This is a genomic window from Streptomyces spinoverrucosus (assembly GCF_015712165.1).
GTDB lineage: Bacteria > Actinomycetota > Actinomycetes > Streptomycetales > Streptomycetaceae > Streptomyces > Streptomyces spinoverrucosus_A.
Genome location: NZ_JADPZX010000001.1, coordinates 4447677 through 4461132, shown reverse-complemented (window position 1 = coordinate 4461132; position 13456 = coordinate 4447677). Strand labels below are relative to the sequence as shown.

The window sequence follows — 13456 nt, the reverse complement described above, 5'->3', positions numbered from 1 at the left end:
TAAAGCACAGAGGGATGACAGGGTGATGACCAGGTGACCATCGAGATCTACCGTGACGCCTGGGGCATCCCGCACCTGCGCGCCGCCGACGCCCGCGAACTCGCCCGCGCCCAGGGCCGGGTCACCGCCCTCGACCGCGCCTGGCAGCTGGAGGTCGAACGCCATCGCGCCCAGGGCACCTCGGCCTCATTCCTCGGCACGGCCGCCGTGGCCTGGGACGTCCTGGCGAGACGGGCACGGCTGGCGGATACGGCGAAACGTTCCTTCAACGCCTTGGAGCCGGAGACGGCCGACTGGGTCCGGGCCTACGTCGAGGGAGTCAACGAAGGCCTCGCCGAAGGCGCCCGCCGTACGCCCGAGTTCGCCGAGACCGGCCTCACCCCCGGCCGCTGGGAGCCCTGGACCCCGCTCGGCGTCTGGCTCGGCACGCACATCCTGTTCGCCGGCTTCCCCGCGAAGCTCTGGCGGGAGGAGGTGATACGGCATCTGGGGCCGGAGGCGGTGGCGCTGTTCGCCACGGACGGTCCCGGCACCTCCGGCAGCAACGGCTGGCTGGTCGCCGGGGAGCGGACCGTCACCGGGCAGGCCGTGATCGCCGGTGACCCGCACCGGTTCATCGAGGAGCCGGGCGTGTACCAGCAGATACGGCTGGGCTGCCCGGAGTTCGACGTCGTCGGCCTCGCCGTGCCCGGCGTTCCCGGCATCGCCCACTTCGGCCACACCGGCACGGTCGCCTGGGCCATCACCAACGCCATGGCCGACTACCAGGACCTCTACCGCGAGCGGCTGCGGCGCACCGGCGCGGGCGTCGAGGCCCTCGGCCCGGACGGGCGGTGGCAACGGGCGTACCGCGAGACGGAGTTCGTCGAGGTACGTGGTGCGGAGCCGGTACCGGTCGAGGTGATCGAGACCGAGCGGGGGCCGGTGATCGCCGGTGGCCCGGACGGCCTCGACGACGGCACCCTGCTGGGCGGCGCGGCCGACGGTGACGACATGCCACTCGTCGCTGCGGGCCAGAGCGACGGCATGCCACTCGTCGCTGCGGCCCACGGTGACGGCATGGCACTCGCCGGTGCGGGCCAGAGCGACGGCACGCCACTCGCCAGCGCGGCCGACGGTGACGGCACGCCACTCGTCGGTGCGGCCGACGGTGACCCGGATGCCCCGGGCACCCCCGACGCCACCAAGACCCCGGACGCCCCCTGGACCCGCGACACCCCCGACACCCCCGTCGCCCTCAGCCTCCGCCACCCACCCCGCGTCACCGCCGACGTCGGCTTCGCCGCCCTGCTCCCGCTGCTGCGGGCCCGCACGGTCGTCGACGTCGATCGGGCCTTCGACACCTGGGTGGAGCCGGTCAACGTCGTGCAGGCCGCCGACACCGAGGGCGGCACCCTGCACCGGGTGGCGGGCCGGGTGCCGGTGCGGGCCGAGGCCAACCGGGTGCGGCTGGTGCCCGCCTGGGAGCCCGGCCACGAGTGGCGCGGCTGGCACGAGATGCCCCGCGCGGGACTGACGGACGGCATCGCGGTGATGGCCAACCAGCGCGGCCCGTCCACCCCGCTCGGCGTCGAGTTCGCCCCGCCGCACCGCGCCGACCGCATCGCCGCACTGCTGAGCGAGCAGGACCGGTGGTCGGCGGCCGACATGCCCGCGATCCACATGGACACCCACCTCGCCTCCGCCGCGCCCCTCCTCGACCTCCTCGCGACCCTCGACGACCTGCCCCCCGAGGCCGCCGCACTGCGCGAACGCCTGCTGCGCTGGGACCGCCGCATGGACGCCGCCGGCGAGGAGGCCGCCGCCTACGCGGCCGTGCGCGGCGCGGTCGTCCGCCGGCTCGTCGCCCACCCGGCGTTCACGAAACTCACCGAGCCGCCCGCCTACCCGGAGGTCCTCCTCCCCTGGCTGGGCCTCACCGCACGGATCGCGTTCGCCCTGGAGAACCTGCTGAAGGCCGAGGAGCTGTACGGCATCGACCGCCCCGCGATCGTCCGGGCGGCCCTGGAGGAGGTGGCGAGCACCCCGGGCGCGCGGACCTGGGGCGACACCCACCGCCTCGCCCCTTGGCGGGCGCTGCCCAGCACGCCGTACGCCACGAAGAAGTACAGCGAACCGGCCCTGTCCGGCGACCACGACTGCGTGCTGTGCACCTCGGCCGTCCCCGGCCTCACCGACCTCGCCGCGCGCGGCCCGGCCGCCCGGTACGTGTGGGACCTGGCCCGGCGCGAGGACAGCCTGTGGGTGGTGCCGCTCGGCGCGTCCGGCGTGCCCGGCTCGGCGCATCACCGCGACCAACTCCCGCTGTGGACCAGGGGAGACCTCGTCCCGGTCGTCACCGACTGGGCCCGCCTGACGAAGGAGTCCGACAATGACTGACCCGTACGCCGACCGCCCCGCCCTCCACGAACAGACGGTCGACGGCTTCGGCACCGTACGCGTGCTGCCCCTCGACGCGAAGGGCGACGCCGAGGTGGTCCACGGCTGGGTGAGCCAGGAGCGGGCCGCCTTCTGGGGCATGAACGGGCTCACCCGGGACGACGTGGCCGACATCTACGCCCACCTGGACACCCTCGACACCCATCACGCGTACCTGGTGGTGAAGGACGGCGAACCGGCCGCCCTGCTCCAGACCTACGAGCCGGAGGCGGACCGGGTCAGCGAGTGCTACGACGTCCAGCCGGGCGACATCGGCGTACACCTGCTGCTCGCCCCCGCGTCCCCGGGCACCACGCGCACCGGCTTCACGGCCGGCCTGCTGCTCGCCCTCACGTCGTACGTGCTGCTCACGCTCGACCGGCAGCGGGTCGTGGTCGACCCGGACGTGCGCAACGAGAAGGCGATCGAACGCTTCCTGCGGCAGGGGTTCGTGGCGGGGCCGAAGGTCGTACTGCCGGAGGTGAAGCTCCCGGACGTGCACCTGCCGGAGAAGCACGCTCAACTCGCCTTCCTCCCCAGGGCGGTAGCCTTCCCCGCGTGACTCCAGAAGACCTCGTCGCGCACTACGCCATGGAGCCGATCCCGCGCGAGGGCGGCCTGTTCCGGCAGACCTGGGCCGGGCCGGACCGCCCCGACGGGCGCCCGGAGGGCACCGCCATCGTCGCCCTGCTCCGGCAGGACGACTACTCCGCCCTGCACCGCCTGCCCACCGACGAGGTGTGGCACTTCTACCTCGGCGACCCGCTTCAGCTGCTGCTCCTCGACCCCGACGGCACCTCCCGCACGGTCGTCCTCGGACCGGACGTGCTCGGCGGCCAGTACCCGCAGTTCACTGTGGAGGCCGGCACCTGGATGGGCGGTCGGGTCGTCGAGGGCGGCTCCTGGACGTTCTTCGGCTGCACGATGGCGCCCGGTTTCACCTTCGAGGGGTACGAGCACGGCGACGCGGACGAGTTGACCGCCCGCTATCCGGACCGGGCCGACCGGATCGTGGAACTGTGTCGGTCATGAGGTTGCTGGAGGGCCAGGTCGCCCTCGTCACGGGCGCGGGCGGCGGAATCGGCCGGGGCATCGCCCTGCGGTTCGCGGAACAGGGCGCGGCGGTCGCCGTGCACTGCCGTACGTCGGTGGAGTCGGCGCGTGAAGTGGCCTCGCTCGTAGAGGACTCGGGTGGACAGGCCGTCGTACTGCAGGGCGATCTGACCGACGAGGACGAGTGCCGGCGGGTGGTGCGCGAGGCCGCCGAGTGGGCGCAGGGGCGGCTGACCGCGCTGGTCAACAACGCGGCCGTGCAGCCGGTGCGGGAGCTCGCCGGGATGACCGCGGCCGACTGGCGGACGGTCGTGGACACCAACCTCACCAGTGTCTTCGCGTGCACGCAGGCGGCCGTCGAGGTCATGCGGGAGCGGGGCGAAGGGGGCTCGGTGACGCACATCGCCTCCATCGAGGCGAGCGCACCGGCGCCCGCGCACGCGCACTACTGCGCCTCCAAGGCGGCGGTCGTGATGCACGCCCGGTCGGCGGCGCTGGAGTACGGGCGGTACGGGATCCGCGTCAACACCGTCTCACCCGGGCTGATCGACCGGGAGGGGCTGGCGGAGGGCTGGCCGGAGGGCGTGGAGCGCTGGCAGCGGGCGGTGCCGCTCGGCCGGTTGGGGCGGGCGGAGGACATCGGGGACGCGTGCGTGTTCCTGGCCTCGCCGCTGGCGTCCTGGGTGTCGGGGCACGACCTGGTGGTGGACGGCGGGGTCTCGGCGCGTCCCACGTGGTGAGGGCACTGCCGGTGCTTTGAGGCGCCGGGGCGGGCGTCGGTGAGCACATCGGAGCCCGCGTCCGTACGTATCCCGGAAGCAGATCCGACGACGGGGCAGCGATGGGGATGCGCGATGGCGGAGCACGGCACGACGACGGCGACGGCGGCGCGATCCAACGACCCGGACCGATCCAACGCCCCGGACCGATCCGGCGACTTCGGCGGCTGGTGCTGCTGGTCGCCATGCTGGTCCTGCTCCTCCTCGGCGGAGCGGCCCCCGCGTCCGCGCACGCCGCGCTCGGCAGCACCGACCCCCGCGACGGATCCGTCCTCGACTCCGCCCCCCGTCACATCACCCTGACCTTCACCGAGTCCGTCGGACTCCTCGACGACTCGGTCCGGGTGATCAGCCCGGAGAACCGCCCGGTCGACACGGGCGAGGCCGCACACGCGGGCGACCGCGCCGACACCGTCCGGGTCAGCCTGCCCGCCGACCTCGCGGACGGCACCTACACCGTCGCCTGGCGGGTCGTCTCGGCGGACAGTCACCCGGTCTCGGGCGCGTTCATCTTCTCGGTCGGCGAGCCGTCGGCGACGACCGCCGTGGTGACCGGCCCGACCGAGGACCCGGCGACCGCCTCGCTCTACAACGCCGCCCGCTATGCCGCGTACGGCGCTCTGGCCCTGCTCATCGGCGTCGCCGTCTTCATGTCCGCCGTCCTGCGCGGCCCCACCGACGCCCTTCGCAGACTCCTCCCGGCCGCCTGGCTGACCCTCGTGATCTCCACGGCCGCCCTGCTGCTCCTGCGCGGCCCCTACGAACGCGGCACGGGCCTGACGGACGCCCTCGACCCGACCATCCTCAGCGCCACCCTCACCACCCGGCCCGGGCTGGCACTGCTGACCCGGCTCGCCCTGCTGGCGGCGGCCTTCTTCCTGGTACGACGATCGGCCCGCCGTACCACCCCACCCGCACCCGGCGTCGCGCTCTCCGTCGCGCTGGCCGTCACCTGGGCCGCCGCCGAGCACGCCTCCGCCGGTATCCAGGTGCCGGTGGCGATGACGTCGTCCGTGCTGCACCTGCTGGCCATGGCGGTCTGGCTGGGCGGCCTGACGGCCCTGCTCACCGTCCTCCACCGGGCCCCGCACGACCTCACACTCACCGCCGTCACCCGTTTCTCCCGGCTGGCCCTCGCCTCGGTGATCGTCCTCACGGTCACCGGCGTCTACCAGTCCTGGCGGGGCCTGGGCTCCTGGGAGGCCCTGACCGGCACGACGTACGGCCGCATCCTGCTCGCCAAGCTGGCCGCGGTGGCCCTGCTGCTGGCGGCGGCGGACTTCTCCCGCCGGTGGACGCGACGCTGGGCGACGGCGGAACCGGCGCGGGCGCAGTCCGAGGCGCGGGTGCTGGAGACGGTGGGCGGGCCGACGAAAGCGGAGGTCGGCGAGCGGGCCGAGGCCGAGGCGCGGATGCCGGAGACGGTGGGCGGGCCGACGGAAGCGGACGTCGGCGAGCGGGCCGAGGGGGTGGTGAGCGGGGGCGCGGGCGACTCCGCCGACTGCCCGGAAGGCGCCGCCACTCAGGACGACCACCACCGCCAAGCCCTCCGTCGCTCCGTCCTCGCCGAGTTCATGATGGGTGTGCTGGTCCTGGTGATCACCTCCCTCCTCACCATCACCCTCCCGGGCCGCGCCGCCACCGAGTCCGCCGCCGCGCAGACCACCGCGGCCGATCCCGGCAAGCCCACCGCCTCCAGCAACGAGGTCCCCTTCGACATCGGCACCCCGAACGGTCAGGGCAAGGTCCAGCTCAACCTCGCCCCGGGACGCGTCGGCCAGAACCAGGTGCAGGCCGTCGTCTACGGCCCCGACGGCGGCCTCGTCACCGTCCCCGAACTGCGCCTCACCTTCACCCTGCGCGCCCAGGACGTCGGCCCCATCGACGCGGAACTGGAGAACCGGGGCGGCTACTGGGCCACGGACAACCTCCGGCTCCCCCTCCCCGGCACCTGGACCATGAAGATCACGGTCCGGACGACGGACATCGACCAGGTGACGGTGGAGCAGGACGTCCGTGTGGGCTAGTCCGGCGTGACTCCCGTGAGGGTGGCCAGTGCATGGCGCAGGCGGCCGTCACGGGGACCGTCGGGCCAGCGGGCGGCGATGTGGCCGTCCGGGCGGACGAGCAGGGCGCCCCGGGGGCCCACCGCCAGTCGCCCCGCGCGGCGTCCTCCGGTGAGGGACCGAACCAGGCCCGGCCGCCCTCGGGGTAGAGCGGGATGACCGAACCGTGCGCCGGCGGCCAGTACGTAACAGGCCTCCTCAGTCAGATCGGTCAGCTCGACACCGAACCGGGTCCGCGCGTCCGCCGCCGCCGTGGCGAAGTCGCGGTCGTACAGGGTGTCGCGGAAGCGGATGCGGCCGAACTTCGCCGGGAACGCGACATCCGCGATCCTGTCGGCGAGCCCGAGCCGGCGGAAGATCTCCATCGTCCCGGGGCGGAACATCACGAAGGGCCCGGTCCATCGGACCGGGCCCTTCGCTCAGAAGCGGTAGCGGAGGGATTTGAACCCTCGGTGACTTGCGCCACACTCGCTTTCGAGGTCTGTTCGTGCTGGTCAGATGGGTATTCAGGGTCGTTCAACCTCGTTCATTCGCGCTTCCCTGGCCATGTCGTGAACCGCTACGAACGACTCCGACCGAGGCTGAATGAGACGGAAACTGAGACGGAGCCCGGCCCCGCTGACCTGCCCCTTCGCTCCTCTAACAGTCCGGGGGAGAGGCTTCCAGAGCTGCGATCACCACCGCTGGGTCACCGTCGTACAGCACGTGCGCTTCATCGTCCTGCGGAGGCACGAACCGCGCGCGGTAGCGCTGTAGGTCGCTCTCGGAGAAGTAGATCGAGTTTGGGTCGTTGGCGTGGAACTCGTTGCGCTTGCTGATCCTCGCCCACAGCTCTTCATGGCTGGCAGCGAGGTAGACGAGCATGGGGGTCGCTCCGGCGTCGGTAGCGATCGTTCGCCACTTCGCGCGGTCCTCCGGAGTCCAAAAACCGTGGTCAACGACGACATCGTGCCCGTCCTTGAGGTGCTCCCGCAGTTCGACCGCCACGTCTTCGAGAACGGGGCGCTCAAGGGTGGGAAAGACCCCCCGGGGGAAGTCCACGCCGTAGACGCCGTGCCGACGGAACATCTCTTCGTCTGGGCACAGCCGTACGAACCCACGGGCGGTGAGGGCACGGGAAAGAGTCGTCTTACCGGAGCCGGGAAGCCCGGCCATGAGGACACAGAACGGCGGACGTGGGGGCATCGGTCTGATCATGGTTCGGGAGATGGCGGCCACCTCTGCTTCTGCTTCGGGCGTGATTGTGCCAGCCCTGCGGGCCGCAAGCAGTGCATCCAGGCGGTCTTCGAGCACGCTCATGAGCGTGTCGTCCACGACCGTCACGGGTTCACCTCCGATTCCGTACGCCATGTCCGGCCCGGGCCGCCGAGGTCCACGCCGTACTCCACGATGTTGCCCTCACTGTCCACGAACTTGGCTGTCATCACGACTACCGGGTCCGTCGGCAGGTTGTCAGGGTCCAGTTCCAGAAGCCGGGCGTACTCCGGTGTGACCAGGCGCGCGGAAGCGGTGTCGATGCGGTGGCTGATCGGGTGACCGGTCGCCTGGGCAATGAGCTGGAGCGACGTCCCGCCTGTTAGGCGCTCGCTCGCTGCTAGCTGAGGGATCAGCTTCCCGTACCGAGCGGGAATCCACGATGTGCTGTGCGCGACGATGCCGTGCCGGTCCCGGTACACACGGCTGCGGCGCACCACGTCGGAGCCGGGCCGGATGTCCAGTGCTTGCGCCACTTCTTCGGGCGCGGGTACCACGGCCGCCTGATGCGAGTCGGACCGTTCGCCTGCCCCCCAGCTCGACCCGGTCCGGCGTCCCCGGTCCTGCCGCTGCGCCCCGGACGACATCGGAGTCGGCTGGTCCAGCACTTCGGTACCGATGCCGTGGATGCCACGGACAAGCCCCTCGTTGCGCAGCTTGCGCAAGGCTTTCTCGGCTGTCGCCGTACTCACCTTCCACTCTTCCGAGAGGTTCTTGATGCTCGGCAAGAGGGTCCCCGGCTGGAGCTGTCCAGACGTAATCAGCTCCGTGTAGTGGGCGGCAATCTTCGCGTACGGCGCCCGATTGTCGGCCTGGCCTGCCATGTTGCCCGCTCCCTGTCGTCACTTCCCTGAGGTTCCCTAGCTTACCGCTTGACACCGCAGGGAACCCTAGGGAACCTTAGGGATGTGCCCGCCGGTCGGTTCACCGGACAGCGGGTGCCGGACCTCAATGCGCCCTGATTCAGGGCCTATTCGAGGTCAAGGGGCCCGGGACAGAGCGGGCCGAGGGCGCACCCGACCCTTTGCATTCGGGAGGGCTTAGACCGAAAGGTCATGTCTCCATACGCCTACAACGGGGTCATGCCGCGCTACCTGATACGGGCGAGGCACCCCGAAGGAGACATGCACATCGCCCCGGCGTCCAGCCGTGAAGGGCGCGAGATCGAATCTCGCCCGGGGCACTCCGGCCGCTCTATGTGGCCGTTCCGCGCGTTTGGCGCGGCTGATCACCTACAACGGCGCGCGCCCCCGGAGCGGCTACTCCGAGGGCGCTGTTCGGGCCGTTTCACCTGCTAGGGAGACCACGACCCATGAACCACATCGTCACTGTTCAAGACGCTGTTACCGCGTTCGCCGACTTCGTGGAGCCGACGGACGCGGAGCTGGACGCGATCGAGCAGGAAATGCCTGTCATCCTGGCGGACGTCGACCTGTTGGACGCGCACATCGTCACCCTCGACCGCACGCCGACCGAGGTGGACGACCGCCGCATCCGTCGGGCCCGCCGCCGGGCGCTGGCCGCCCGGGTCGCGCTGGGAAACCGCGCGGCCGGCGCGGCCGTTCCGGGGGGTGCTGCCTGATGGCACGCTCCGACCTCACCGAGTACGACCGCTGCGTCATCGAGGCCGCCCGGAAGACGTTGGCGGCTGCGGAGAGCGTGAACCTCCTGGATGGCAGTGCCATGGCCCGCATGATCGGCCGTCTTGAGGTAGCCGTGGAGCGGCTGATCGAGATGGTCGACGAGACGGCCGGCGGGAACGTCGTCCGGTGCCCGGCCGCGCACCCGGAGGACCCGACGCCGTGCGGTGGCCCGGTCGTCGTGACCATCGTCGACACGCAGAATGCGGGCGCCGACGGATGCGAGCACCACGCCGCCCGCATGCTCGCCTCGATCACCGGCGCTCGCCCGGTCGCCAAGCCGGACGCCCCCGCCGGGGTGGCCCTGCGAATCTTCCGCGCCGCGCACCACACCCACCCCTTCCCGTGGCTGGAGGGCCGGTCATGAGCCTTCACCGCAAGGGCCGCGCCGCTCTGGTGCTCGCCCTGGTCGCCGTGGTCGCCATGGCGTTCCGGGTGTCGTGGAACGCGCTGCGGGACATCGCCGGCGCCGTGGGCGCGGACGACACGGCCGCGATGCTGTACCCGTTCGTGGTCGACGGCCTGATGGCGCTCGCCCTGATCGCCACCCTCGTACTCACCGGCGACGCCCGCCGCTTCGCACTGCGGGTGCTCGGGGCGTACACGATCGCCTCGCTGGTCCTGAACTACGTGCACGGGTTGGTCCCGGAGCTGCACGGGCGAACGGTCGATTGGGGTCGACTGGCCGACTGGGACCCGGCGAACTGGGCCCTGGTCCTGCTCGCCACGTCGCTGCCGGTCGGGTCGATCTACTTCGGTTCCGACCTCGTGGCCAAGGTGCTGCACCACCGCCCCGACTCGATCCCGACCGTGAGCACGAATGAGGAGGAATCGACCGATACCGAGAGGAAACGGTCTACGGCTGACCTGCCGGTATCGACCCCGACGCCGATCACTCCGAACGCGACCGTGCTGCCCCGGCCGGTGGCCGTCGGCTTCCTGAAGTCGACGCTCCCGGCCAAGCCGCTCCCCTCGATCGCACCGGCCTCCGCCGCGCCGATCGAGCGGCGCGCGGTGGCTGCGGAATCGACTCGACCGCGCCGCGCCACGGGCCGTGTCCCGGCGGTGGCGAAGTCGACCCGGCCGAAGCGCACCCCGGAACAGTTGCTCGCTGAAGCGCGCAAGGTGACGGCTGATTGGCCGGACGCGAAGGTGACCGGCGAGGGCATTCGCCGCGCCATCCACACGTCGCCGGCGAACGCCCGGTCGCTGCGGGACACGATCCTCGCCGACCGGGCCGCTACGGCGGCTGAGGCTGCGTGATGGCGGCGCTGCCGGTGTTCCGGTGGCGCCTGGCCCCGGACGGCTACGCCACCCGCCGCCAACTCCGTGCCCGGGGCTTACGGCCCGGCGGTCAGGACGTGGCCGCGCAGCTCGAACGGCCGCGCCGCCGCCGAGGGCCGCTGGTCGCCTACCTCTACCGCGTCGACCTCGCCAAGCCGGTGAGGCCGATGACGCCGGGCCGGTGGGCGGCGCTGGCCAAGGCGAACGCCGCCCGCCGCGTCTGCCCGCAGTGCCGGCGCGATGCGGGCTACGTCATCCCCGCCTCCCTCGGGTCCTGCGTGCCCTGCGCCTACCCCGCCGACTCTCCGAGGAGCGTCTGACCATGCGCAATGCCGATATCCGTCGTCTGGACCGAGAGATTCAGGCGACCACGAAGAAGCTCGAAGCGGTCCGCCGGGGTGAGTGGTGGCCGCTGAACGGCAGCGAGCGCCGGGCCATGGCCCGCTCCCTGGCCGTCGGTGGCTACAAGGTGGCCCGGGGCCGTAGCGCGGGCCGTGAGGAGCAGCGCATGGACGCCACCGGCAGCTCTGCCGAGATCCGGCTGAACGCGGAACTGACCGCCCTGCACGGCGAGCGTCAGCGCCTCCTCACCGAGGCCGCCCGCGAAAAGGCCAAGAAGAAATCTTCCGGCTGGTTCTGACCAGCCATCACACCGGGGGTGGCCGCTCTTTCCACGGACCCGGCCACCCCGGCTCTCTCCCTTACTCCCGCCCCCGAAGGGGCAGTCAGGAGCACTTCCAGCATGTCTGAGAACGTCGTCCACCTCCACAAGCCCACAGACCCCCCGACCCCCGACACCGCCCCCACCGTCCTCACGGTCGTACCGGAAGCGCCGCCCGCGCGGCCCGTGCCGCTGTGGGTTCGCTCCGGCCGCGCCATCAAGACCGGCGTCACCCACGAGAAGACCCGCGCGACGGTCCGGGCGGCGGCCCGGCACAGCCTCTACACCTTCAACGGCGGACGGATCGTGGCCCGCCGCGCATGGGACGGCCGTACCGGCTCCCGGTACGAGCGGATGATCCGGGCGGCGGAAGCCGCAGGGAACCTGGAGGCGGCCGAAGAGTGGGAGGAGCGGTTGCAGCGCTTCCGGGCCGCCCGCCACCACCGCCGCATGGACCTGCTCCACTCGCCGGTGGAGGCCGCCAAGGGCGTGGCCGTCGGCGCTGGCATGAGCATCGGCGTCCTGGTCGCGCTCGGCGTCGTGCTGGCCATCAACACCGGCCACGTCGGTGACGTCATCACCCCTCTGTCGGCCACCATCGACTTCATCGCTCTGCTCATCCGGATCGTGCAGGTGGTTTGGGGTCCGGCGCTCACGATCGGCCCGTTCCTCGCTCTGCTCGCCCTGTGGTCGGTGGGCCGCAAACAGCAGGCTGCCCCCGCATGGGCCCTGCCCGAGAACGTCCGCAACAGCGAGGGTGAGCCGATCACCCCGTCCATCGTGGTCAAGGCCCTGCGTGACCTCGGAGTGCCCGCCCTGGCGCGCGCCATCAAGGAGATGGGCGACGCCGGCGCGAGCATGCTCGGACCGATCCGCATCGCCGGATGCGGCGTGGAAGTCGACGTGACCCTTCCTTCCGGGGTGGCCACGAACGAGGTGCAGAACAAGCGGCGCAAGCTCGCCGAGAACCTGACCCGGCACGAACACGAGGTGTTCATCACCATCCCGGAGGCCGCGCGAACCGTGCGGCTGTGGATCGCCGACCCCGGCGCGCTGGACGAGCCGATCGGCCCGTCTCCGCTGGTCACCGATGAGACGCTGACCGCGAACTACAAGACCGGTCGGGCCCCGTGGGGCCAGGATCTGCGCGGGGACGCGGCGGAGCTGAGCGTGTATCAGCGCCACCTGCTGGTCACGGGCCTGTCGAACCAGGGCAAGACGGCCGCCCTGCGGGCCCTGGCGCTGTGGCTGGCGCTGGATAGGACGGTGCAGTTCTGGATTGCCGACCTGAAGGGTGTCGGTGACTGGGCCCCGTTCGACGGCATCGCAAAGGTGCTGATCGAGGGTCCCTCGGACAGCCACTGCATTCAGGCGACCGAGATGGTTGAGGACGCGGTGGAGGAGATGAACCGGCGGATCGAGGCTGTTCGCAAGGACCCCTCCCTCGTGTTCCCGCCGCTGATCGTGCTGGTGGATGAGGCGCAGAAGGCGTTCATGTGCCCGGCCAAGGGCGAGGACGGCCGCCCCTACGGCGGCGCCAAGGCCACCTCCCGCTACTTCATGGCGGTGCGCGAGATCCACAACCAGGGCCGTGCGGTCGACGTGCTGATGTGGCAGGGCACGCAGGACCCCACCGACCAGAACCTTCCCAAGCTGGTCCGCGAGGGTGCCCACACCCGCGCCTCCCTCGTGGTCGGCACCGAATCGCAGGCTGAGATGGCGCTCGGAGCCAAGGCCGTCAACGCCGGCGCCGCGCCGCACCTGCTGCGCCAGGGACTGGACAAGGGCACCCTCGTGGTCGCCTCCGACGGCATCGCCATCCCCGCCGGCCAGTCCTCCATCACCGTGCGCACGCACTTCATCGACGACGAACCGGCCGCCGAGATCGCCGCCCGCGCCAAGGCGCTGCGCGACGGAGTGGCCACCCTGCGCGCCATCGACCCCACCGAGGAGCGCGACGCGCTCGCGGACGTGGCGGCCGTCATCGGCGACGCGGCCCGGATGCGCACGGATGAGGTGCTGAAGCGGCTGCACGCTCTGGACACGGCCGTCTACCGCGAGTGGAACAACGTCCGCTTGAAGCGGCTGCTGGAGGAGCACGGCGAGGAGCCGAAGAAGTCGCACGGGGTCATGGTCGTGCGCCGCGACGACGTGGCCCGTGCCCTCGCCAACCGCGACGCCGACGGTTCCGCTTCCGCCTCCCAGTAGCGGGGAGGAACACCCGTCCGGCCCGGGGAGGCGGGGAGAACTCCCCAATCCCCTCCCCGGGCCCGCCTCCCCGTACTGATCAGCACAAACATC

14 protein-coding genes are annotated in these 13456 nt (G+C 71.7%); 11 read left to right on the top strand and 3 right to left on the bottom strand.

Annotated elements, in window-relative coordinates:
- The first annotated feature begins 33 nt into the window (after nt 1–33).
- From I2W78_RS20135 to I2W78_RS20115, 5 genes are all read left to right on the top strand, one after another.
- Complete coding sequence (locus tag I2W78_RS20135; protein WP_196461677.1) at nt 34–2379, top strand: penicillin acylase family protein; 2346 nt, start codon at nt 34–36, stop codon at nt 2377–2379.
- Nucleotides 2372–2980 carry a GNAT family N-acetyltransferase gene (locus I2W78_RS20130; RefSeq protein WP_196461676.1) on the top strand — a complete coding sequence of 203 codons (609 nt, stop codon included), beginning with the start codon at nt 2372–2374 and terminating at the stop codon, nt 2978–2980. Before I2W78_RS20135 ends, I2W78_RS20130 begins: the two co-directional genes overlap by 8 nt.
- A complete protein-coding gene (locus tag I2W78_RS20125) occupies nt 2977–3450 on the top strand; it encodes a cupin domain-containing protein (RefSeq protein WP_196461675.1) in 474 nt (157 codons plus the stop codon). Before I2W78_RS20130 ends, I2W78_RS20125 begins: the two co-directional genes overlap by 4 nt.
- Nucleotides 3447–4211: an SDR family NAD(P)-dependent oxidoreductase gene (locus I2W78_RS20120; RefSeq protein ID WP_196461674.1), complete on the top strand. Its 765-nt coding sequence runs from the start codon at nt 3447–3449 to the stop codon at nt 4209–4211. The genes I2W78_RS20125 and I2W78_RS20120 overlap by 4 nt, the downstream gene beginning before the upstream one ends.
- A gap of 101 nt (nt 4212–4312) precedes the next feature.
- The gene (locus I2W78_RS20115) at nt 4313–6277 is read left to right on the top strand and encodes a copper resistance CopC/CopD family protein (protein WP_374222683.1); all 1965 of its coding nucleotides are present in this window, start codon (nt 4313–4315) and stop codon (nt 6275–6277) included.
- Here the strand turns inward: I2W78_RS20115 and I2W78_RS20110 are convergent.
- The 3 genes from I2W78_RS20110 to I2W78_RS20100 all read right to left on the bottom strand — a co-directional run bounded on the left by I2W78_RS20110 (nt 6274) and on the right by I2W78_RS20100 (nt 8394).
- Nucleotides 6274–6699 carry an aromatic-ring hydroxylase C-terminal domain-containing protein gene (locus tag I2W78_RS20110; protein ID WP_374222726.1) on the bottom strand — a complete coding sequence of 142 codons (426 nt, stop codon included), beginning with the start codon at nt 6697–6699 and terminating at the stop codon, nt 6274–6276. The genes I2W78_RS20115 and I2W78_RS20110 overlap by 4 nt on opposite strands.
- 256 nt (nt 6700–6955) lie before the next feature.
- Entirely contained in the window at nt 6956–7639 is a 684-nt protein-coding gene (locus I2W78_RS20105) for an AAA family ATPase (protein ID WP_307783720.1), read from the bottom strand.
- Nucleotides 7636–8394 carry a GntR family transcriptional regulator gene (locus tag I2W78_RS20100; protein ID WP_196461672.1) on the bottom strand — a complete coding sequence of 253 codons (759 nt, stop codon included), beginning with the start codon at nt 8392–8394 and terminating at the stop codon, nt 7636–7638. The genes I2W78_RS20105 and I2W78_RS20100 overlap by 4 nt, the downstream gene beginning before the upstream one ends.
- A gap of 488 nt (nt 8395–8882) precedes the next feature.
- Here I2W78_RS20100 and I2W78_RS20095 point away from each other — a divergent pair, with 488 nt between their 5' ends.
- The 6 genes from I2W78_RS20095 to I2W78_RS20070 all read left to right on the top strand — a co-directional run bounded on the left by I2W78_RS20095 (nt 8883) and on the right by I2W78_RS20070 (nt 13363).
- Nucleotides 8883–9152, top strand: coding sequence for a DUF6284 family protein (locus tag I2W78_RS20095; RefSeq protein WP_196461671.1), 270 nt, complete (start codon nt 8883–8885; stop codon nt 9150–9152).
- Complete coding sequence (locus tag I2W78_RS20090) at nt 9152–9577, top strand: hypothetical protein (RefSeq protein ID WP_196461670.1); 426 nt, start codon at nt 9152–9154, stop codon at nt 9575–9577. The genes I2W78_RS20095 and I2W78_RS20090 overlap by 1 nt, the downstream gene beginning before the upstream one ends.
- A complete protein-coding gene (locus I2W78_RS20085; RefSeq protein ID WP_196461669.1) occupies nt 9574–10473 on the top strand; it encodes a DUF2637 domain-containing protein in 900 nt (299 codons plus the stop codon). The genes I2W78_RS20090 and I2W78_RS20085 overlap by 4 nt, the downstream gene beginning before the upstream one ends.
- The gene (locus tag I2W78_RS20080; RefSeq protein WP_196461668.1) at nt 10473–10814 is read left to right on the top strand and encodes an RRQRL motif-containing zinc-binding protein; all 342 of its coding nucleotides are present in this window, start codon (nt 10473–10475) and stop codon (nt 10812–10814) included. The genes I2W78_RS20085 and I2W78_RS20080 overlap by 1 nt, the downstream gene beginning before the upstream one ends.
- A 2-nt stretch (nt 10815–10816) precedes the next feature.
- The gene (locus I2W78_RS20075; protein ID WP_196461667.1) at nt 10817–11134 is read left to right on the top strand and encodes a hypothetical protein; all 318 of its coding nucleotides are present in this window, start codon (nt 10817–10819) and stop codon (nt 11132–11134) included.
- Between the two features lie 102 nt (nt 11135–11236).
- Nucleotides 11237–13363, top strand: a complete 2127-nt coding sequence (locus I2W78_RS20070; protein WP_196461666.1) for an FtsK/SpoIIIE domain-containing protein — start codon at nt 11237–11239, stop codon at nt 13361–13363.
- Nucleotides 13364–13456 lie beyond the last annotated feature (93 nt).